Annotated in this window: 21 protein-coding genes; 5 read left to right on the top strand and 16 right to left on the bottom strand. The window is 72.4% G+C overall.

Annotated features, from left to right (window positions below):
• Window positions 1-84: 84 nt before the first annotated feature.
• The 5 genes from E1298_RS05910 to E1298_RS05890 all read right to left on the bottom strand — a co-directional run bounded on the left by E1298_RS05910 (window position 85) and on the right by E1298_RS05890 (window position 5,454).
• Window positions 85-939 carry a hypothetical protein gene (locus tag E1298_RS05910; RefSeq protein WP_131889736.1) on the bottom strand — a complete coding sequence of 285 codons (855 nt, stop codon included), beginning with the start codon at window positions 937-939 and terminating at the stop codon, window positions 85-87.
• Between the two features lie 165 nt (window positions 940-1,104).
• On the bottom strand, window positions 1,105-1,536 hold the full coding sequence (gene tsaE / locus E1298_RS05905) for a tRNA (adenosine(37)-N6)-threonylcarbamoyltransferase complex ATPase subunit type 1 TsaE (RefSeq protein ID WP_131889782.1): 432 nt from the start codon (window positions 1,534-1,536) through the stop codon (window positions 1,105-1,107).
• Window positions 1,537-1,571: 35 nt separating this feature from the next.
• A complete protein-coding gene (locus E1298_RS05900) occupies window positions 1,572-2,648 on the bottom strand; it encodes an alpha/beta fold hydrolase (protein ID WP_131889734.1) in 1,077 nt (358 codons plus the stop codon).
• A gap of 12 nt (window positions 2,649-2,660) precedes the next feature.
• A complete protein-coding gene (gene alr / locus E1298_RS05895) occupies window positions 2,661-3,785 on the bottom strand; it encodes an alanine racemase (protein ID WP_131889732.1) in 1,125 nt (374 codons plus the stop codon).
• Between the two features lie 184 nt (window positions 3,786-3,969).
• A complete protein-coding gene (locus E1298_RS05890; protein ID WP_131889731.1) occupies window positions 3,970-5,454 on the bottom strand; it encodes an NAD(P)H-hydrate dehydratase in 1,485 nt (494 codons plus the stop codon).
• A 315-nt stretch (window positions 5,455-5,769) separates the two neighbouring features.
• Here E1298_RS05890 and E1298_RS05885 point away from each other — a divergent pair, with 315 nt between their 5' ends.
• The 3 genes from E1298_RS05885 to E1298_RS05875 all read left to right on the top strand — a co-directional run bounded on the left by E1298_RS05885 (window position 5,770) and on the right by E1298_RS05875 (window position 7,368).
• Window positions 5,770-6,630 carry a helix-turn-helix domain-containing protein gene (locus E1298_RS05885; protein ID WP_131889730.1) on the top strand — a complete coding sequence of 287 codons (861 nt, stop codon included), beginning with the start codon at window positions 5,770-5,772 and terminating at the stop codon, window positions 6,628-6,630.
• A gap of 40 nt (window positions 6,631-6,670) precedes the next feature.
• Complete coding sequence (locus E1298_RS50190; protein ID WP_131889729.1) at window positions 6,671-6,889, top strand: DUF397 domain-containing protein; 219 nt, start codon at window positions 6,671-6,673, stop codon at window positions 6,887-6,889.
• Between the two features lie 167 nt (window positions 6,890-7,056).
• Window positions 7,057-7,368: a DUF397 domain-containing protein gene (locus E1298_RS05875; protein WP_341770595.1), complete on the top strand. Its 312-nt coding sequence runs from the start codon at window positions 7,057-7,059 to the stop codon at window positions 7,366-7,368.
• A gap of 46 nt (window positions 7,369-7,414) precedes the next feature.
• Here the strand turns inward: E1298_RS05875 and E1298_RS05870 are convergent, their stop codons facing one another.
• From E1298_RS05870 to glmS, 3 genes are all read right to left on the bottom strand, one after another.
• Window positions 7,415-8,371: an ABC transporter permease gene (locus tag E1298_RS05870; RefSeq protein ID WP_131889727.1), complete on the bottom strand. Its 957-nt coding sequence runs from the start codon at window positions 8,369-8,371 to the stop codon at window positions 7,415-7,417.
• Window positions 8,372-8,378: 7 nt separating this feature from the next.
• Window positions 8,379-9,347, bottom strand: a complete 969-nt coding sequence (locus E1298_RS05865) for an ABC transporter ATP-binding protein (protein ID WP_131889726.1) — start codon at window positions 9,345-9,347, stop codon at window positions 8,379-8,381.
• A gap of 102 nt (window positions 9,348-9,449) precedes the next feature.
• Complete coding sequence (glmS, locus tag E1298_RS05860; protein ID WP_131889725.1) at window positions 9,450-11,294, bottom strand: glutamine--fructose-6-phosphate transaminase (isomerizing); 1,845 nt, start codon at window positions 11,292-11,294, stop codon at window positions 9,450-9,452.
• 123 nt (window positions 11,295-11,417) lie between these two features.
• On the opposite strand from glmS, the gene coaA reads away from it, so the two are divergent.
• The gene (coaA, locus tag E1298_RS05855) at window positions 11,418-12,359 is read left to right on the top strand and encodes a type I pantothenate kinase (RefSeq protein ID WP_131889724.1); all 942 of its coding nucleotides are present in this window, start codon (window positions 11,418-11,420) and stop codon (window positions 12,357-12,359) included.
• Window positions 12,360-12,376: 17 nt separating this feature from the next.
• On the opposite strand, the gene E1298_RS05850 is transcribed toward coaA, so the two are convergent.
• From E1298_RS05850 to E1298_RS05830, 5 genes are read right to left on the bottom strand one after another with little or no spacing between them, the layout of a single operon-like run.
• Window positions 12,377-13,093 (bottom strand): ABC transporter permease, encoded by a 717-nt coding sequence (locus E1298_RS05850; protein ID WP_131889723.1) that lies wholly within the window; start codon window positions 13,091-13,093, stop codon window positions 12,377-12,379.
• A 4-nt stretch (window positions 13,094-13,097) separates the two neighbouring features.
• Window positions 13,098-14,009, bottom strand: a complete 912-nt coding sequence (locus E1298_RS05845) for an ABC transporter ATP-binding protein (protein ID WP_131889722.1) — start codon at window positions 14,007-14,009, stop codon at window positions 13,098-13,100.
• On the bottom strand, window positions 14,006-14,884 hold the full coding sequence (locus E1298_RS05840) for an ABC transporter permease (protein WP_131889721.1): 879 nt from the start codon (window positions 14,882-14,884) through the stop codon (window positions 14,006-14,008). Before E1298_RS05840 ends, E1298_RS05845 begins: the two co-directional genes overlap by 4 nt.
• Entirely contained in the window at window positions 14,881-15,873 is a 993-nt protein-coding gene (locus tag E1298_RS05835; RefSeq protein ID WP_131889720.1) for an ABC transporter ATP-binding protein, read from the bottom strand. The genes E1298_RS05840 and E1298_RS05835 overlap by 4 nt, the downstream gene beginning before the upstream one ends.
• A gap of 41 nt (window positions 15,874-15,914) precedes the next feature.
• Window positions 15,915-16,868 carry a DUF389 domain-containing protein gene (locus E1298_RS05830; protein ID WP_131889719.1) on the bottom strand — a complete coding sequence of 318 codons (954 nt, stop codon included), beginning with the start codon at window positions 16,866-16,868 and terminating at the stop codon, window positions 15,915-15,917.
• A 130-nt stretch (window positions 16,869-16,998) separates the two neighbouring features.
• Between E1298_RS05830 and E1298_RS05825 the strand changes: the two genes are divergently transcribed.
• Window positions 16,999-17,712, top strand: a complete 714-nt coding sequence (locus E1298_RS05825; RefSeq protein WP_131889718.1) for an HNH endonuclease family protein — start codon at window positions 16,999-17,001, stop codon at window positions 17,710-17,712.
• A gap of 80 nt (window positions 17,713-17,792) precedes the next feature.
• Here E1298_RS05825 and glmM read toward each other — a convergent pair whose 3' ends face one another.
• From glmM to rplM, 3 genes are all read right to left on the bottom strand, one after another.
• Window positions 17,793-19,136 (bottom strand): phosphoglucosamine mutase, encoded by a 1,344-nt coding sequence (gene glmM / locus E1298_RS05820; protein WP_131889717.1) that lies wholly within the window; start codon window positions 19,134-19,136, stop codon window positions 17,793-17,795.
• A gap of 260 nt (window positions 19,137-19,396) precedes the next feature.
• Entirely contained in the window at window positions 19,397-19,915 is a 519-nt protein-coding gene (gene rpsI / locus E1298_RS05815) for a 30S ribosomal protein S9 (RefSeq protein WP_131889716.1), read from the bottom strand.
• A gap of 99 nt (window positions 19,916-20,014) precedes the next feature.
• Entirely contained in the window at window positions 20,015-20,467 is a 453-nt protein-coding gene (gene rplM, locus E1298_RS05810; RefSeq protein WP_131889715.1) for a 50S ribosomal protein L13, read from the bottom strand.
• Window positions 20,468-20,602 lie beyond the last annotated feature (135 nt).

The raw sequence follows: 20,602 nt of genomic DNA, 5'->3' as shown, positions 1-20,602 counted from the left end.
CCTAGTGCAGGTCGCGGGCTGCTACCGGGCGCCGTCCCGCGGATCGGCGCCCTCCCGGTCCCCGGTCGCCCGGGATCCGGGCCGTCAGGCTTCGGTGAGGCGCTGGAGGACGGCCTTCGCGACCTCCACGACCCCGTTGGCGGCGGCCTTGGAGTCGAGCGGGTCGCCCTTGTTGGACCCCGAGTAGTGGATGGTCATCAGGACGTTCACGGACCGGACGTTGGCGATGGCCTCGCCCGAGCCCTGGCCCGTGTCGACGCTGTAGACGACGTAGCCCTCGTCCCCGACGTCGCCCAGCCGGGTCTTCTCGGTGAGCTCCTGCCCGGCCAGCAGCCCCTTGCCGGACTCGTCGTCCGCGCGCTCGGAGGCGAACGCGCGCTGCGCGGCGGCGGTGGCGGACTGCCCGGCGGCCCCGGCGAGCGCGCGGAGCTCCACGGTGAGCTGGCGCTTGCGCTCCCCCGCGTAGGCGCCCCACACGCACTGGTTCTGCCGGTCGTTGCCCTGGTAGCTGTCGGCCTGGTTGCGCGCGGCGCCGGGCGCGAGGCGGCCGGCGAGCGCGTCGTCCACCAGCGTGCAGGCGTCGGGGACGAGGGTGAGCTCGCCCTTGGACGTCGGCGAGCCGTCGGGGGAGCCGCTGCCGACGACCTGGCCGGAGTCGCGGTCGCCGCTCGTACCGCCGCTCAGGAAGGCGAACGCGGCCAGCGCGCAGGCGACGGCTCCGGCGCCGACCACGGCCAGCAGGATCGCCACCCGCCGTCCGGTGCGGCGCTCGCGCACGACGCGGTGGCTGCCGCTGCCCGCCCGGTAGTTCCCGCTGGCCGACCTGTAGCCGCCCGTGCTGGTGCGGTAGCCGCCGCTTTCCGTACGGTAACCACCGCTGTCCGCGTGGTAGCCACCGCTGTCGGCGCGGTGACCTCCGCTGTCATGGCTGCCACTCACCGGATTCCACTCCTGCTTTAGGGAACCTGATATGTCACGGGGTGAGGTTCGTTCGGCAAAGAGTACGACATGCCACCGCAAAGTAGCCCAATCCGCGCTGGCCGAATATGGCGGGCGGTCCGCCGCCTCTCAGCGGCGGTTTCAGTGGCGGTCTCAGTAGCGGTCTCAGTGGCGGTCAAAGTCCAGGTCGGACCAGCGATCACCGATGCCCTTGATCCAAACTTCGCGCGTCTCCCCGGGACCGGTCCCGCGAGAAATGATCACTTCCAGCCGGTCGTCGGCGAGGCCCTCCGCGAGCCCTTCTCCCCATTCCACGACCGTCACCGATTCGGCCACCGAGGCGTCGAGATCGAGATCGTCCAGCTCCGCGAAACCGCCCAGCCGGTAGGCGTCGACGTGCACCAGCGGGGGGCCGCCGGCCAGCGACGGGTGCACCCGCGCGATGACGAACGTGGGCGAGGTGACCGGCCCCCGCACCTTCAGCCCCTCGCCGATCGCCTGGGTGAGCGTCGTCTTGCCGGCGCCGAGATCGCCCGTCAGGACGAGCAGGTCGCCCGGCCGCAGCAGGACGGCCAGCCGCAGCCCCAGCTCCCGCATGTCCGCCGCGGTGGGCACGGTCAGGGATGTGCCGCTCACGCCGTCCGCTCCTCCTCGTACTCGGGACGGACGCGCTCGACCAGCCGGCGCAGCCCGCCGGTGACCACGCCCGGATACTCCAGGGGCAGGACGTGCCCCGCCTCGTCCACCTCGACCAGCTCCGCGTCCGGCAGCGCCGCGGCGATGCGGCGGCCGTGCGCGGCCGGGGTCAGCCGGTCCCGCCCGCCCGCCAGCACCAGAACGGGCACCTTGCCGATCACGTCGAGCGCCGCGCACTTGTCGTGGGCGGCCAGCGCCGGGTAGAACTCGGCGATCACGTCGATCGGCGTCGCCCTGATCATCTCCTCCAGGAAGCCGACCACGGTCGGGCTGACGTGCTTGTCGGCGAACGCCATCTTCCGGGTGACCACGAACGCCAGGTCGGCGCCCAGCCCGCGGGCCCGGTCCACCAGGTCGGCGCGGCGGCCGAGGCCGCGCAGCGCCCCGGGCGCCAGCGGCCGGACGAGCTTGGCCAGTACCAGCGGCAGCCCCAGCGTCATCTCCGCCATGTCCCCGCAGGAGGTGTTGACCAGCGCGACGCCCGCGACCCGCTCCTCGAACACCTCGGGATGCCGCTCCGCCAGCGCCATGATCGACATACCGCCCATGGAGTGGCCCACGAGCACCACGGGCTCGTCCGGCCCGATCGTGGCCCGCAGCACCGCCCACAGGTCCTCGCCGGTCTGGTCGATCGTCGCGTGCGTCGGCAGGCTGCGGCCCGAGCGGCCGTGGCTGCGCTGGTCCCAGAAGACCGCCCGGAGGCGCCCCTGGAGGTCGCGCCGCTGGTAGTGCCAGGAGTCCTGGGTGAGGGTGTAGCCGTGGCAGAACACGACCGTCAGGTCGGCGTCGTCCGGGCCGTCCACCTCGACGTGCAGCGGGAGGCCGTCGTCGGCGAGGACGGTCAGCTCCCGGCCGCGCAGCCCGCCGAACGGCTCCCCGGCGTCCGGGTCCGGCCGCAGCCGCACCCGCCCGACGGCCAGGCGCCGCAGTCCCACGGCCGCGCCCACGCCCGCCGCGCCGACGCCCGCCACGGCGCCGATGATGCCGATGTTGCGCTTGCTCCTGCTGCCCATGTGCGCGGCCCCCTACAGCGCCCGTCCCGTGTACACCCTCGGCACACGGGCACCGATCCGGGTGACGATCTCATACGAGATCGTCCCCAGGGCGTCCGCCCACTCCTGCGCGGTCGGCTCCCCGGCGTCGCCCGGCCCGAACAGGAGGATCTCATCGCCCGCGGACAGGTCGTCGTCCCCGATGTCGATGACGAACTGGTCCATGCAGACCCGCCCGGCGATCCGCCGCCGGCGCCCGGCGGCGAGGACCTCCAGCAGGTTGGACCCGTGCCTGGGGACCCCGTCCCCGTATCCGGCCGGGACGACGGCCAGGGTGGTCTCCCGCTCGGTGTGGTAGGCGTGACCGTACGACACGCCGCTGCCCGCCGGGACGCGCTTCACCAGCGCCGCGTCCGCGACCAGGGACATCGCCGGCCGCAGCCCGAACGAGCCGAGCTCGGGCACCGGCGACAGCCCGTACACCGCGATCCCGGGCCGGACGAGGTCGAACCGCGCCTCGGGGAGCGTCAGCAGGGCCGGCGAGTTCGCCAGGTGCCGGACCTCAAGGCGCGCCCCGGCCCGCTCGGCGTGCTCCAGCATCGCGGTGAACGTGCCGAGCTGGGCCGCGACGGACGGATGGCCCGGCTCGTCCGCGCAGGCGAGGTGCGAGAAGACCCCGACGACCCGCAGGTGGCCGGCGGCCTCGGCCTTCAGCGCGGCGTCGACCAGCGCGGGCCAGTCCCGCTCGCCGGTGCCGCCGCGGCTCATGCCCGTGTCGGCCTTGAGGTGCACCCGGGCCGGGCGTCCCGCCCGCTCGGCCGCCGTGACGATCTCCTCGATCAGCCAGATCGCGCCGGCGGCCAGGTCGACGTCCCGCGCGACGGCCTCCTCGTACGGCTCGCCGGGGACGCCGAGGCAGACCAGCGTCGGGGCGGTCACCCCGGCCTCGCGCAGCCGGACCGCCTCGGCGAGCCTGGCGACGCCCAGCCACGTGGCGCCGCCGACGAGCGCGGCGCGGCCCGCCTCGATCAGCCCGTGCCCGTAAGCCTCCGCCTTCACCATGGCCATGACCTCGGCCCCGCCGGCGCGTTCGCGCAGCAGGGCGGTGTTGGCGCCGATGGCGTCGAGATCGACGCGTGCCTTCGCTGGAACCTTCATGGTCACCCAGTGTGCCGTTCCCGGGGGCGTGACCGGAGCATCTTCGTCCTGCTCACGCCCCCATGGCACGTTCCCCGTAGTCCTGTGAGCACCCGCGGTGCCCAATACCCGCTATGACGCGAATGTCCCCTGCCTGGTTCATCGCCGGACGACCGAATCCCGTTCGCTCACGGAGCGGAGGCGGTCAGAGGAGGGCGCGGAAGGCGTCCGGGAGGGCCGTGATGACGTCGCCGGCGCTGATCGGGGACCCGGACGGGTGGGACCCGGGCGAGGAGGCCAGGCGGGCGGCCAGGCCGTGCAGGTAGGCGCCCGCGGCCGCCGCGTCGAGCGCGGCCATCCCGCCGGCCAGCAGGGCGCCGATCAGGCCGGACAGGACGTCGCCGGTGCCGGCCGTGGCCAGCCGGGACGTCCCGGTGGGGTTCGCCCGCACTGGACGGTCCTGCTCGGCGACCAGGGTCGTCGAGCCCTTGAGCAGGACGGTCGCCGAGAGCTCGGCCGCCGCCCGCCGGACGTGCTCCAGCCGGCGCGCCTCGATCGCCTCGCGGTCGGCGCCGACGAGCCGGGACAGCTCGCCCGCGTGCGGGGTGAGGACGGTCGGCGCCTGCCGGCGGAGCAGGTCGCGGCGGCGCGCGAGGACGGTGAGCCCGTCCGCGTCCACCAGCACGGGCAGCTCGGTGGCGAGGGCGGCCTCCAGCAGCGACTCCGCCGCCTCGCCCGTGCCGAGGCCGGGGCCGACGACCCACGCCTGCACCCGCCCGACCCGCTCCAGGATCTCGCCTCCGGAAGCCGGGCCCGCCTCGATCACCGTGGTGACGGCCTCGGGCCAGCGGTGCCGGACCAGCTCGACCGGATGCGCCGCGGACGCGAACCGCACCATGCCCGCGCCGCCCCGCACCGCGCCCCCGGTGCACAGGACGGCCGCGCCGGTGAACTCGTCGCCGCCCGCGAGGATCCCGACCACGCCGCGCCGGTACTTGTCGGACTCGGGCCCCGGCTCGGGCGGCTGGACGTCCACCGGCCAGGGCGCCACCACGTCCGGATCGGGCAGGTCGCCGCCGAGGCCGATGTCGATCAGCTCGACCACGCCGCAGCGGGACGCGCCGGGGTCGATCAGCAGCCCGGCCTTGTAGGTCCCGAACGTGACGGTCACGTCGGCGTGGACGGCCGCGCCCTCGACCCGCCCGGTCCCCGCGTCCACACCGCTCGGCACGTCGCACGCGACGACCAGGCCGGTGGCCTGCGACGCCTGCGCGGCCAGAGTGGCGTGGGGCTCGCGCAGGCCGCCCGTCCCGCCGATCCCGGTCAGCCCGTCGATGATCAGGTCGGCCGCCTCGATCGCCGCGGCGCCGTCGGCCTCCGCTTCCAGCAGGCGGCCCCCGCCGGCCCGCAGCGCCGCCAGGCCCTCCTGGTGGATCTTGGAGCCCGCCTGGACGGCGGACACGCGGGCGCCGCGGCGGGCCAGCCGCGCCCCCGCGTGCAGGGCGTCGCCGCCGTTGTCGCCGCCGCCCACGAGGAGCACCACGCGCGCCCCGTACACGGCGGGCAGGAGCCGGGCGCAGGTCGACGCCAGGCCGGCGGCGGCGCGCTGCATCAGCGTGCCCTCCGGCAGCCGTGCCATCAGGGCCCGCTCCGCCGCCCGCACCTTGCCGACCTCGTGCGCGTACCTCATCCGCAGCTCCCCACCCGCGCCGTCCCGCCGATCACATCCTTAGCGTGCCACGCGAGCGCTCTCCGCAACCGCGCCGGGCCGTTCCGCAGGGGGACGTGCGGGCCCGTCCCACGTGACGCCGGTAGGCCGCCCGGACGCGGCTTCCCGCGGCTTCCGGCGGCTCCGAAAATTTCGATGCAAGTTGCATTGCCAAGTGCGCAAAAGAATCTTCGGCCGTAGAATCGCGTTCATCGGTCCGATGTGTTCGCACTGCCGCGCCCCCGTGCGGCAGAATGCGCCCAGAACAGTCCGTCGAGGACTGGAGAGGCTCCGGCAATGAGCACTTCCCGAGGTCCCTCCGTCCGGCAGCGGCGGCTGGCCGCCGAACTTCGGAGACTGCGCGAGCGGAAGGGACTCACCGGAGACGAGGTCGCCGAGCGACTGGCCTGGTCCACCGCCAAGGTCAGCCGGATCGAGAACGCGCGGACCGGCGCGAAGATCAGCGATGTACGCCGCCTCCTCGACCTTTACGAGATCGACGGCGCCCGGCACGACGACCTCGTCTCCCTGGCGCACGACGCCGCCGAACGGGGCTGGTGGGAGGACTACCGCGACCTGCCGAGCCCGCTCGCGGACTTCATCGCCCTGGAGTCGGAGGCCACGGCCGTCCGGGAATGGGGCAGCACCGTCATCCCGGGGCTGCTCCAGACGGAGAGTTACGCGCGGCACGTGATCGGTGGATGGAGTGCTCTCGCGACCCTTCCGCCCCAGGAACTGGAGCGCAGGGTCGAGGTGCGGATTCGGCGCCAGGAACTCCTGCGCCGCGCGAATCCGCTGGAACTGTCGGTGGTTCTCGACGAAGCGGTTCTGCGGCGCCGGATCGGCGACCGCAAGGTCATGCGCGAGCAGCTCGAACATCTCCGCAGGATGGCAGAGCTTCCGGGCGTGAACGTCCAGATACTCCCGCTGGACGGCGCCCACTCGGTGCTGGCGGAAACGTTTATTCTGCTGGAATTCTCACCGGTGCATGACATCGTCTTTCCTGATATCGTGCACACCGAATCGCTGACAATCAGCCACTTTGCGGATGAGACTGTTACTTATATGTACAGGCTCGCCTATACAAGCCTTGCAGGTCAGGCCCTGAACGCCGCCGATTCCCGGCGGCGCATCATCGAGGTCAGAGACGCCTGGTAAGGGGTCCGCGGAGTGGCTTTAACCATGTGAAAGGCTCCTGGTGTCCCCTTTCGCCACTCCTGTTCCGCAATGGCGGAGAAGCGCCCACTGCGGGGCGAGCAACACCTGCGTCGAAGTGGCCACATTGGCCGGTCCGTCCCCTTTCGTCGGGGCGCGGGACGCGAAGCACGGAACGCAGAGCCCGGTCCTGTCCTTCTCCCGTGGAGAGTGGCGCGACTTCGTCGAACGAGCCAAGAAGGGCGAATTCGACGTGGGCTGACGGTGCTCGGCCGGCGCTCTGACCTCGTCGCTTGAGGCAGGGCCCGGCCGGCGCCGGGCGAGCCGGGCCAGGGGGCGAGCGCCCGCCGGGCCCGGCTCGCCGCCGTCCCACACCAAACCCTGGGCCTACCTCGTCCCGCCCGTCCCACCGGCACCACCGGGCCGTCGATGATCACCCGTTTCCGGCGATCTTGTTACCGTGTGCTTGAGTCACCGGCAGCGCGGCCGCGGGCAGATGCAACTTTCGAGGCAGGAGCCGGAATGAGTTTCGATGCGACACCGCCCGCCCGATGGAGGAGGAGCACCCGATGCGGCGCCAGCAACGGATGCGTCGAGATCGCGCGCATTGACGGCGAGGTGATCTCCGTGCGCGACAGTCACGGGGCGAACGAGGGAGCCGCATACCGGCTGGAGTTCGGGCCCGGGGAATGGCGGGCGTTCACCGACGAGGTCAAGGGCGGCCGGCACGACCGCCCTTGAGAGTTCCACCCTGACTGAGATTCTCAATTCATCGCCGAATTGAGATTCAGGCCACACGGACGCCCTTCGGAACGCGGTGGAGGGGCGTGCGCAGCCGTGCCGCCGATATCCAGACCGCGCCCGCGGCGATGGCCAGATCGAAGGCCAGCCCGTACGGCCAGACCGGCAATTCCGGATCCGGGCCCGCGTCGTCGCCCGCATGGATCTGGCGCACCTCGCGGCTGATGCCGCCCAGCGGGTCCGACGACGGCGACCGCGTGTACACCACGTCCCCGGACCGGACGGTCCGCTTGGGCAGCCGCGGCGCCGCGTCCGCCAGCACGACGACGGGGTTGGGCGCCAGCAGCCACCAGACACGGTCGGTGCGCTCCTCGTCGTAGCCGTCCACGCCGTGGCGCTCGGCGGCGAAGGGAAGCGCGATCGTGAACAGCAGCGGCGTGCCGACGATCAGCCCGAACACCGTCAGGTACGACAGGAGCACCGAGGTGATGCTGCGTGCCAGCAGCGCCGACCAGCCCTGCGAGACGGCGCACACGATGCCGATGAGCAGGGCCATGACGACGAGCACGACCAGCGCGCGGCCCGGTCCGACCGCGCCCTCGGCGACCGGAAAGAGCACGCAGGGCAGCGTCAGCAGCAGGATGAGCAGGCCCGTCCCCCAGGCGGCGGCGAGCTTGCCGACCGCGATGTCGCCGGGCGCGAGCCGGGTGACCTGGAGGGTGGCCAGCGTGCCGCGCTCCCGGTCGCCGTTGATCGACTGGGCGCCGAGCGCCGGGGTGACCAGCAGCGTGAGGACGAGCACCCCGAGCAGGACGCCGCCGAACATCGGCACGCCGGGCTCTCCGAACGAGGAGATGCCGTCCGCCTCCAGCGCCAGCCGGAACAGCAGGCCGAGACCGTTCACGACCACGAACCAGACGCCGAGCAGCACCTTCCAGCGGCCCGTCCGCAGCCGGGTCCTGATCTCCTGCCGCGCCACCAGGCCGATCCCCCGCAGGGTCATCGCCCGCTCACCTCCGGTTCTCCGTCATCGCCAGGTAGGCCGACTCCAGCGCGCTGCCGGCCGGCGCGAGACCGGTCACCGGGACGCCCCGGGTGACCAGCGCCGCCAGCAGCGCGGCCGCCTCGGTCTCGGTGAGCGGCCCGACCTCGGCACCGCCCGGAAGGTCACGAACAGGCTCCGGTCCGCCCGGTCCGCCCGGCGTGCTGGGCACGGGTGGGTCGAGGGCGGCTTCGAGGGCGGCGGGGAGGGCGCGGGCCAGGCGTTCGGGATCGAGGGAGCGGATCCGCCAGCGGACGCCGGCGGCTGCGCCCGCGAGGTCGGCCATGGCGTGCTCGCCGACCGTCCGGCCGTGGTCGACCAGGACGACCCGGTCGGCGATCTCCTCCAGCTCGCTGAGGATGTGGCTGGACACCAGCACGGCGACCCCGTCGGCCGCCAGCGCCCGCAGCAGGTCGCGCAGCTCCACGCGCGAGCGCGGGTCGAGGCCGGAGGCGGGCTCGTCCAGCAGCAGGACGCGCGGACGGTGCACGAGGGCCCGCGCCACGCCGAGCCGCTGCTTCTGCCCGCGCGACAAGGCGTGGACGGGCCGCCCGAGGTGGTCGTCCAGGTGGACGAGGGACAGCAGCGCCCGGATCCGGCGCGGCCGCTCGTCCTTGGGCAGCCCGTAGGCGTCGGCGAAGAACGCGAGGTACTCGTCCACCGTCAGCTGGTCGTACACGCCGAACGTGTCGGGCATCCAGCCGAGCGCGTCGCGCGCCTGGCGGGGATGGGTGCGGACGTCATGACCCGCGATCCGCACGAGGCCCTCGTCCGGGCCGAGCAGGGTCGCGAGGATGAGCAGGAGCGTGGTCTTGCCCGCGCCGTTCGGTCCGACCAGGGCCGTGACCTGCCCGTACGGCACGGTGAGGTCGAGCCCGCGCAGGGCGTGCACCGTGCCGAAGCTCCGCGCCACGCCGCGCGCCTCGATCCCGAACACCCGCCACCTCCCGCCGCGCCAGGGCTTCCCCTGCGACGCGGCCCGGTGACGGGTGGTTCCGGGCGATACGGTCTGTTATCGGGCCGTTATCCCGCTATACCGCTATTCGACCGTGACGGACTTGGCCAGGTTGCGCGGCTGGTCGACGTCGTGGCCCTTGGCCGTGGCCAGCTCGCACGCGAACACCTGGAGCGGGACGGTCGTGACCAGCGGCTGGAGCAGCGTCGGGACGGCGGGCACGCTGATCAGCGTGTCGGCGTACGGCTCGACCGACGCGTCGCCCTCCTCGGCGATCACGATCGTCCGGGCGCCCCGGGCGCGGATCTCCTGGATGTTGGAGACGATCTTGTCGTGCAGCACGTCCCGGGCCCGCGGCGGGACGACCACCACGACGGGCAGCCCGGCCTCGATCAGCGCGATCGGGCCGTGCTTGAGCTCGCCGGCGGCGAAGCCCTCGGCGTGCATGTACGCCAGCTCCTTGAGCTTCAGCGCGCCCTCCAGCGCGACCGGGAACCCGACGTGGCGGCCGAGGAACAGCACGCACCGCTCCCCCGCCAGCGACCGGGCCAGCTCCCGGACCGGCTCCATCGTCTCCAGGACCTTCTCCACCTTCTCCGGCATCCGCTCCAGGAGCTGCACCATCGCGAAGACCTCGTCGCCCCACTTGGTGCCCCGCACCTGCGCGATGTAGAGCGCGATCAGGTAGACCGCGACCAGCTGCGTCAGGAACGCCTTCGTGGACGCGACCGCGATCTCCGGCCCGGCGTGGGTGTACAGGACGCCGTCGCACTCGCGCGGCAGCGTGGAGCCGTTGACGTTGCAGATGCCCAGGAGCTTGGCCTTCTGCTCGCGGGCGTGCCGGACGGCCATCAGCGCGTCCATCGTCTCGCCCGACTGGGAGATCGCGATGACCAGCGTGGTCGGCGACAGGATCGCGTCCCGGTAGCGGAACTCGCTGGCCAGCTCGACCTCGCAGGGCAGCCCGGCCCAGTGCTCGATCGCGTACTTGGCGATCAGCCCGGCGTGGTACGACGTCCCGCACGCCACGATGATGATCTTGTCGACGTCGCGGAGCTCCCGGTCGGAGATGCGCATCTCGTCCAGGGTGAGCCGGCCGTCGGTCCCGATCCGCCCGAGCAGGGTGTCGGCGACGGCCCGCGGCTGCTCGGCGATCTCCTTGAGCATGAAGTAGTCGTAGCCGCCCTTCTCCGCGGCCGACACGTCCCAGTCGACGTGGTACTCCTTCACCTCGGCGGGGCGGCCCTCGAAGTCGGTGACCGTCACCCCGTCGGCGCGCAGCTCGACGATCTGGTCCTGGCCCAGCTCGATCGCGTCCCGGGTATGGGCGATGAACGCGGCGACGTCGCTGGCGAGGAAGTTCTCGCCGTCCCCGACGCCCACCACCAGCGGCGAGTTGCGGCGCGCGCCCACCACCAGGCCGGGGTCGCCGGTGTGCATCGCGACCAGCGTGAACGCGCCCTCCAGCCGCCCGCAGACGCGGCGCATCGCCGCGGCCAGGTCGCCGCCGGACTTCAGCTCGTCCTCCAGCAGGTGGGCGACGGCCTCGGTGTCGGTGTCGGACCCGAGCTTGTGGCCGGCCTCCTCCAGCTCGCCGCGCAGCGCGGCGAAGTTCTCGATGATCCCGTTGTGGATCACCGCGACGGAGCCGGCGCAGTCGAGGTGCGGGTGGGCGTTGCGGTCGTTCGGCGCGCCGTGCGTCGCCCACCGCGTGTGGCCCATGCCGAGCGTCCCCGCCGGGGGCGGGTCCTCCTCCAGGGCGCCCCTCAGGTTGACGAGCTTGCCCGCGCGCTTCGCCGTCCCCAGCCGCCCGTCGGCCAGCACGGCCACCCCGGCCGAGTCGTAGCCGCGGTACTCCAGCCGCGCCAGCCCCTCGACCACGACGTCGAGCGCCGGCCTGCCGCCCACGTAACCCACGATTCCGCACATGGTGGCCAGCCTATTGGGTGTCCATCCCGGGACCTACCTGCATGTGGCGTATAAGCGTGGCGCTAGCGTGGACGCTCGGTGAAAGTCCGGAGATGGAGCCGGGCACTTGACTACTGTCATGCCATGACGAGTGGATGGGACAGCGTGCCGAGCCCTTACGTGGAACTCTCTCGCGACGCCTGGCGCGCCCTGCGGGAGAACACCCCGCTGCCCCTCACGCCCGGTGAGCTGGACGCGCTGCGGGGGTTACGAGATCCGATCGACATCGCCGAGGTCGAGGACGTCTACCTGCCGCTCTCCCGGCTGCTGGACCTGTTCTTCCAGTCGGACGGCCGCCTGCGCGACACCGTCAGCGGGTTCCTCGGCGGCGAGGTGGAGCCCACCCCGTTCATCATCGGGGTGGCGGGCAGCGTCGCGGTCGGCAAGTCCACGACGTCGCGGCTGCTGCGGACGCTGCTGGCCCGCTGGCCGGAGCACCCCACCGTCGAGCTGGTCACCACCGACAGCTTCCTTTACCCGAACGCGATCCTGACCGAGCGCGGGATCATGGACCGCAAGGGCTTCCCCGAGTCCTACGACCGGCGCGCCCTCGTCCGGTTCGTGTCGGCGATCAAGTCGGGGGCGCGCGAGCACGCGATCCCCGTCTACTCCCATCTGGAGTACGACATCGTCCCGGGCGCGTCGCAGACCGTCCGGCGTCCCGACATCCTGATCGTGGAGGGCCTGAACGTCCTCCAGGCTCCTCCCGCCGGCCAGCTCGGCGTGTCGGACTTCTTCGACTTCTCCATCTATGTGGACGCCCGCGTCGAGGACATCCGGCAGTGGTACGTCGACCGCCTGTTCGCCCTGCGCCGCACCGCGTTCACCGATCCCCGCTCGTACTTCCACAAGTACGCCCGCGAGCTGGACGAGGACGAGACGGCCGCGTTCGCCCAGCGCGTCTGGCGCGACGTCAACGAGATCAACCTGGTCTCCAACATCCTGCCGACGCGCGCCCGCGCCACGCTCGTCCTCCACAAGGACCGCGAGCACGCCGTCCAGCGGGTCCGCCTGCGCCGCATCTGACCCCGTGTGGCCTCTGTTCAGTCGGCGCTGGCGACCGGCAGGGAGCGGAGCCGGTAGGAGGCCAGGAGGGTGCCGGCGGCCGTGACCAGGATCAGCAGCGGGATCGCCACCGGGAGGTCGACGGACGACTTGACCGGCGACGCCTCGGTCAGCGAGTCGGTGACCGCCAGGGACCACTGCAGGATGGACGCCGACTTGGCGCCCGGCGCGAAGTTTCCGAGCAGCGTCTCCCACACCAGCGCGTACAACAGGCCGATCGTCACGGCGTTGCGGCTGGCCACGGCCAGGGCGACGAAGACGGCGCTGTAGGCGAAGCCGCCGACCAGGACCCCGGCCGCGAAGGCGGGCGCCATCCCGGCGGTCGTCCCCGTCAGCAGGAGCCCGGCCAGCAGCGTCGGCACGGTCGCGAACACCGTCACCAGGACGATCGCCACCGCCAGCTTCGTCAGCACGATCACCTGGCGCGGGATGGGCTTGGTCAGCACGTACATGATCTGGCCGTCGTCGATCTCCGGCCCGATCACGCCGGTGCCGGCGATCAGCGCGAGCAGCGGCAGCAGGGTCGCGAGCCCGAACCTCTGCAGCACGTCCGCGGAGATGTCGATGTCGTTCTCGCCGGAGGAGCGCAGGATGAGGGCGAGGACGAGCAGCATCAGCGGCAGCGCCAGCAGGAGCAGCGCGCGGCGGCGTCCGAGCATCGCCCGGAACGTGATCATCGCGATGGTCGAGTTCATGCCGTCACCGGGCCACGAGGTAGGAGAAGACGCTTTCGAGGGACTCGTCCGCCGGGGAGACCTCCCACAGCCGCACGCCCGCGTCGCGGGACACCTGGGGCAGCAGCCAGGTGAAGCGCTGGAAGTCGACCGCCTCGACCTGGAGGCCCTTGTCGGTGAGCTGGACGCTGCGGGCCGACCCGTCGGCGATGACGGCGGCGGCGAGGCCCCGGTCGTCGGACGAGCGGACGAGGAAGATGTGCGGCCGGTCGGTCATCAGCCGCCGGATCTTGCGGAAGTCGCCGGAGGCGGCGTGCCGGCCCGCCACGACCACCTCGATGTGGCTGGCGAGCCGCTCGACCTCCTCCAGGATGTGCGAGCTGAACAGGATGGTGCGGCCCTCGGCGGCCATCCGGCGGATCAGTTCCATGAGCTGGATCCGCTGGCGCGGGTCCATGCCGTTGAACGGCTCGTCCAGCAGCAGGACGGGCGGGTCGTGCACCAGCGCCGACGCCATCTTGATCCGCTGCTTCATGCCCTTGGAGTAGGTGCCGATCGTGCGTCCGGCGGCGTACTCCATCTCGACCAGGGCGATCGCGCGCCGGGCGGCGGCGCGCGGGTCGGGCAGCTTGTGGAGGCGCGCCATGGACAGGATGAACTGATCGCCGGTGAGGAAGTCGTAGGCGGCCTCGCGCTCCGGGACGAGCCCGAGCACGCGGTAGATCTCGGGGTTCTGCCAGATCGGCGCGCCGTCCAGGGTGATCGAGCCGGACGAGGGGGCCAGGAACCCGCCCATCATGTGGATCAGCGTCGACTTGCCCGCGCCGTTCGGGCCGAGCAGTCCCGTGACGCCGGGGCCGACGGTCATGGAGATCCCGTTGACGGCGACGACGTTGCCGTACCAGCGGGACACGCTCTCCAGCTTCAACTCGGTCACGACAGGCCCGCCTTCCTGAACCGGCGGTACAGGACCGCGATCGAGCCGAGGACGATGACCGTGCACAGCGCCAGGGCGACGGCCCCGGCGGTGTGGCCGGGCGGCACCTGCACCGAGGACTTCTCCGCGCCGAGCAGCCGCACCTGGACGATGTCGACCAGGTTGAACGGCGCGAACAGCCCCATCCAGCCGGAGAGGGTGAAGTTGGTCCGCGCCTCGGCGATGCCCTGGATGATCAGGACGAACGTGCTGCTGATCATGTAGACGGCGATGACCGCGGCGACGCCGAAGCCGCGGCGCGGCGTGAACGCCGCGACCACCATCCCGATCGCCGCCAGGACGAGGGCGAACAGCGCGCAGCCGACCACGGCGCCCAGGTACTTCCAGAGCTGGCCGCTGGAGTCGGGCACCTTGGTCACCAGCCCGCCGGCGTACAGGACGGTGACGGGCACCGCCATGAGCGCGAACAGCGCGGTGGTCATGGCCGCGACCTTGGCCAGGACGAAGTCCAGATGGCCGACCGGCCGCGAGAAGTACAGCGGGACGACGTGGAAGCGCAGCTCCCGCGAGGCGAGCACCGGCGCCTGCGTGGCCAGGAAGATCGCGATGATCACCTGGAGCAGGGAGGCGTAGGAGGAGTAGCGCATCAGCGCCTGCGGCTCCTTGGTGAACGAGAAGACGGCCACCGAGCCCGAGGCGGGCAGCAGCATGATCGCCCCCAGCAGGAACGGCATCACCTTGGCGCGGGCGGGACGTCCGAGCCCGTACGCGGCGCGCAGGTTGTGCACGTACAGGGACCGCAGCACGTAGGCGCGGCCGTTGCGGCGGCCGTCGTAGTGCCGGTAGCCGATGTCATGGATCGTGCTGGTGCTCATCGCGGCGCTCCCTGCGGTCCGGGCACGGCCTCCGGCGGCGGGGCCCCCGGCGGCGCGGCCCCCGGCGGCATGGCCTGCGCCGCGCCCTCGGGCGGTCCGGCCTGGAAGACCTCCTCGATGTGGTGGCGGCGCTGCTCCATCCGGATCAGCCGCAGCCCGAGGTCGGCGACGCCGTCCCGGACGAGGTCGTAGGTCGTCTCCCCGGCGATGTCGACGACGAGGAACCGGCCCTCGGGGCGGACGGTGGCGCCCTGGTCGTGGAGCCGCTGCCCGAGCAGGTCGCGTCCCTCGTCCACCTCGACGGTGAGGGCGCCGCTGGCGGTCGTGTACGCCTCGACGGCCTGGGAGCGCAGCAGCTTGCCGCCGTCGATGATGACGACGTGGTCGCAGACGCGCTCCAGCTCGCCCAGCAGGTGCGAGGTGACCAGGACGCTGATCCCGAACTCGGCGCCGATGCGCCGGATCAGGTCGAGCATCTCGTCGCGTCCGGCGGGGTCGAGGCCGTTGGTCGGCTCGTCCAGGAACACGAGTTTCGGGTCGTGGACGAGGGCCTGGGCCAGCTTCACCCGCTGACGCATGCCGGTGGAGTAGCCGCCGATGGGACGGTAGCGCTCCTCGTAGAGCCCGACGTGCCGCAGCGTGTCGGCGGCGCGCTCGCGGGCGGCGGTCGGGGGCAGCCCGCACATCCGCGCCATGTGGACGACGAACTCGGTCGCCGAGACGTCGGGCGGCAGGCACTCGTACTCGGGCATGAACCCGACGCTCTCGCGGATCCGCAGGCCCTCGCGGGCGATGTCGAGGCCCAGCACGGTCGCGGTCCCGGCGGTGGGCGGCAGGAGCCCGAGCAGGATCTTGATGAGCGTGGACTTGCCGGCGCCGTTGGCGCCGACGAGCCCGACGACCCCGGATTCGACGGCCACCGAGAGGTCGTCCAGGGCGGTCACCCGGGGGAACCTCATCGTCAGCCCCTGGGTGGCGATGATCGGCATACCCCGAACCTAGTGCCTGACCGGCCCGCGGGGCGTCCCCCTCAGGGTTGACCGGTGGCGGCGCTCCCCCTCTTGCGGAGGACGACGGCCCACACCCCGCGTTGGACGAGCAGCGTCAGCGTCCCGGCGATGATCATGCCGGCGAAGTTCACGCCGAGCTGCTGCAGCGAACCGTTGATCTCGCTGCCGTGCCGGAGCGCGAGCGCGACCGCGAGGTTGCCCGCGGCGGGCACGGTGGTGACGGAGATGAAGACCCCGACCAGCGCCGACGACTTGCCCGCCGTCAGCGACAGCACCCCGGCGGCCCCCGCCAGCAGCGCGACGATGAACGACCAGCGGTCCGGGCTGTAGATGAACGCGGTGAGAGGGCGCTCGGCGGGCAGCCGGGCCATCTCGATCACGCCGATCGAGTGGCTGACCAGCGCGCACACATAGGTGATCACGATCGCGACGAGGAACCCGAGCACCAGGGTCCACACCGCCTGCCCGATCCGCCACGGCTGCCGGCGCGTCAGGCCGTAGCAGATCGCCGCCACGGCGCCGAACTCCGGGCCGAGGACCATCGCGCCGACCACCAGGACGGGCGAGTCGATGAGCGCGGCGATTGCCGCAAGCTGCGTCGCCAGCGCGAGGAACGCCACGAACGACCAGGTCAGCGCCGCCCCCTCGCTGACCCGCCGGTCCAGCTCCGCCCAGACGACGGCGTCGTCGCCGTGCCCGGGCGCCCGCTCCTCGGCCAGCTCCGCCGCGTCCGACAGGGACAGGTCGATGTTCTCGACCGCGATCGACCCGTCCCGCTCGATGTCGAGCGCCCGCAGCCCGGCGAGCACCTCGTTGGCCGACTCGCGGGCGATGTCGCTGGTCACGAGGTCGCCGCGCGGCGAGCGGGCCGCGCCGGGGAAGACGACGACGTTGGTGGCGCCGGCGCAGTCGTCCAGCACCGCGCAGACCGCTTCCGTCCGGTCCGTGGGGACGATCGCTCTCAGGTGAAGCACGCCGTACATAGTGCCTCATGAGCAGGGCGCCGCGCCGCGCCCGCGCTCGCGAGCCCCAGGTCATAAGGTGTGATCGTTTAATTCCGGCCAAGCAGGCAAACTACGGCGAAAACCCCTGGATGGTGACGGCATGGCGGCGTGGCTTGGCCGAGACGGGCTGCGCGGACGGCGCTGGACGGCGGCGGCGGTGGCGTCCCTCGCGCTCGCCGTCCCGCTGGCGGCGGGCGGGTGCGAGGGCAGCGTGGGCCTCTCCGACACCCGCTCCGGGACCCCCGCGCCGGGCGGCTCCCAGCCCGCCGCGAACGACGCCGGACGGGCGCGCAAGGACCTGTCCGGGCTCAGGATCGCGGCGGAGGGCGGCGGCGACGGGTACGCGCGCGACAAGTTCGGGACGCGCTGGAAGGACACCGACCGCAACGGCTGCGACCAGCGCAACGACGTCCTCGCCCGCGACCTCGGCAAGGTGGAGAAGAAGGGGCGGTGCGTCGTGCTGTCGGGGCGCCTGCACGACCCGTACAGCGGCAAGGACATCGCGTTCGCCAAGTCGGACGCCGCCGAGGTGCAGATCGACCACGTCTACCCGCTCGCGCTCGCCTGGCGGATGGGGGCGTCCCGCTGGGGCGAGGACCAGCGCGAACGGTTCGCCAACGACCACGACAACCTGCTGGCGGTGTGGGGCGTGCCCAACCGGCAGAAGAGCGACTCGGGGCCCGGCGAGTGGAAGCCGCAGAAGGGCTTCCAGTGCGCCTACGCGGTCAAGTACGTCGCGGTCGCCAAGGAGTACTCGCTGCCCGTGACCCGCGCCGACCACGACGCGCTGCAGGACTTCCTCGCCCGCTGCTGACCGTCCGCCCGCTGCCTCGACCGCCGGGACGGCCGCGCGGCACGTTCCACGCGGCCGCTCCGGCCGTCCGGCCGTCCGGCTCAGGCGAGGGCGGTGCGCACCACCCCGGCCAGGTGCTCGGCCACCGACTCCGCCCGCTCCTGCGAGGCCGCCTCGACCATCACCCGGACCATCGGCTCGGTGCCGCTCGGCCGGATCAGCACCCGCCCGGTGTCGCCCAGCTCCTCCTCGGCCGCCGCGACCGCCGCGGCCAGCTCGGGCGAGCTCTTCGCGCGCCCCTTGTCCACGTCACGGACGTTGATCAGCACCTGCGGCAGCCGGGTCATCGCCTTGGCCAGCTCGTCCAGCGGGCGGCCCCGGCGCACCATCGCCGCCAGCAGGTGCAGCCCGGTCAGCACCCCGTCGCCGGTCGTCGCGTGGTCCAGCATGATCACGTGGCCGGACTGCTCGCCGCCGAAGCCGAAGCCGCCCTCCTTCATCGCCTCCAGCACGTACCGGTCGCCGACGGCGGTCTCCACCACGGCGATCCCGGCCTCGCGCATCGCCAGCTTGAAGCCCAGGTTGGACATCACGGTCGCGACGACGGTGTCGGCGGCCAGCACGCCCGCCTCGCGCAGGTCCAGCGCCAGGATCGCCATGATCTGGTCGCCGTCCACGATCTCGCCCGTCGCGGTCACGGCCAGGCACCGGTCGGCGTCGCCGTCGTTGGCGATGCCCGCGTCCGCTCCGTTCTCCTGGACGGCCCGCTGCAGCGCCTCCAGGTGCGTGGAGCCGCACCCGGAGTTGATGTTCAGCCCGTCCGGCGCCGTCCCGATCGTGAGCACCTCGGCGCCGGCGCGGCGCAGCGCCTCGGGCGCCACGTCGCTGGACGCGCCGTTCGCGCAGTCCACCACGACGCGCAGCCCGTCCAGCGACACCGGGAGCGTCGACAGCAGGTGCGCCACGTACTGCTCGACGGCGCCGTGCGCCTCGCGGACGCGGCCGACCCCGGCGCCCGTCGGCGGGTCCCACTCCTCGCCGAGCCGCGCCTCGATCCGGTCCTCGATCTCGTCGGCCAGCTTGTAGCCGCTGCGGTCGAAGAACTTGATCCCGTTGTCGGGGGCGGGGTTGTGCGAGGCCGACAGCATCACGCCGAGATCGGCGTCCAGCGTGTGCGTCAGGTAGGCCACCGCGGGCGTCGGCAGGACGCCGAGCCGCAGCACCTCCACGCCCGCGCTCGCCAGGCCCGCGACCACTGCGGCCTCCAGGAACTCGCCCGAGGCCCGCGGATCCCGCCCGACCACCGCCAGCGGCCGGTGCCCCTTGAACGCACCCTCCTCGCCCAGCACCCGCACCGCCGCGGTGGACAGATCCAGGGCGAGGCGGGCGGTCACATCGCGGTTGGCGAGCCCGCGCACGCCATCGGTCCCGAACAGACGACCCACAGTTCAACTCCCGATAGAAAGAAAGACCGCGCGGATGCGGACGGGTCCTGCACGTCCCGTCCGCTTCGTGCGGTCAAATCTAACGGTCACACCCCGCCACGTCCGCCGACCCGGCGGCCCGTCCGAGTTTCCGGAGCCGGGCGCGGGAGAACGGCGGCCGTACCGGCCCCCGGAAATGCGGACGAGCCGCCGCACCCGGTGCGCCGACCATGCGGGTCGGCCGCGGAAGAGCTTCGGGGTGCGACGGCTCGTGCCGTTGATTAACGCTTGCTGTACTGCGGAGCCTTACGGGCCTTCTTGAGACCGGCCTTCTTGCGCTCCGGCACCCGCGCGTCGCGGGTGAGGAATCCGGCCTTCTTCAGCGCCGGGCGGTGCTCGATGTTCGAGAACTGCAGCGCGCGGGAGATGCCGAGGCGCAGCGCACCGGCCTGGCCGGTGGTGCCGCCGCCGTTGACCCGGGCGAGCACGTCCCACTGGCCCTCCAGGCCCAGCAGCACGAACGGCTCGTTCACGATCTGCTGGTGGACCTTGTTGGGGAAGTACTGGTCCAGGGTACGGCCGTTGATCTTCCACTGGCCGGAGCCGGGGACGATGCGGACCCGCGCGATGGCCTGCTTGCGGCGGCCGGTGCCGGCGGAGGGGCCGGTCGCGACCGGCTGGCCGAGGAGGCCCTCGCCCGCGGTCTCGGGGGTCTCGGTGCTGTACTCGGACGGCGCGTCCTCGTACGAGTCGAGCTCGGCGCCCTCGGCGGGCGCCTCTGTGCCGGTGGACTCGTCCACGATTCTCCTAGGGTTTTCTAGCCAGGGCGGCTGGCCCGGTCATCCGGGTGCCCCGGCGGCCTCAGCCCGATACCGCGTGCGCGGCGCGCACGCCGGGCGTCACTTCTTGATCTGGCTGATCTGGGTGATCTCGAACGGGACCGGCTTCTGCGCCTGGTGCGGGTGATCCGGACCGGCGTAGACCTTCACCTTCCCGAACATCTTCCGGCCGAGGGAGTTCTTGGGCAGCATGCCCTTGATCGCCTTCTCGACGGCCCGCTCGGGATGCTTGGCCAGCAGGTCGGCATAGGACACCGAGCGGAGGCCGCCCGGGTAGCCCGAGTGCCGGTACGCCTTCTTCTGCTCCAGCTTCTGGCCGGACAGCGCCACCTTGCCCGCGTTCACGATGACGACGAAGTCGCCGGTGTCCAGGTGCGGGGCGTAGATCGGCTTGTGCTTACCCCGAAGCAACTGCGCGACCTGACTGGCGAGACGGCCCAGCACGACATCGGTCGCGTCGATGACGTACCACTGACGCTGTACGTCAGCGGGCTTAGGGGTGTACGTGCGCACGGTCGATGGCCTTCGTTTCTCGTCGACTTCTCAGCGGATATCCTGCTCGCGCCGATCAGGTAGCTCGATCCGACCTGGCGCTCCGGGAGGCCGGGGCCCGAGCGCGCGGACGCGTGAACCGCGCTCGCGCCTGGG

The sequence above is a fragment of the Actinomadura rubrisoli genome, from assembly GCF_004349215.1.
GTDB lineage: Bacteria > Actinomycetota > Actinomycetes > Streptosporangiales > Streptosporangiaceae > Spirillospora > Spirillospora rubrisoli.
The sequence above is the reverse complement of the archived record's forward strand: the minus strand, read 5'-3'. Positions and strand labels throughout refer to the sequence as shown.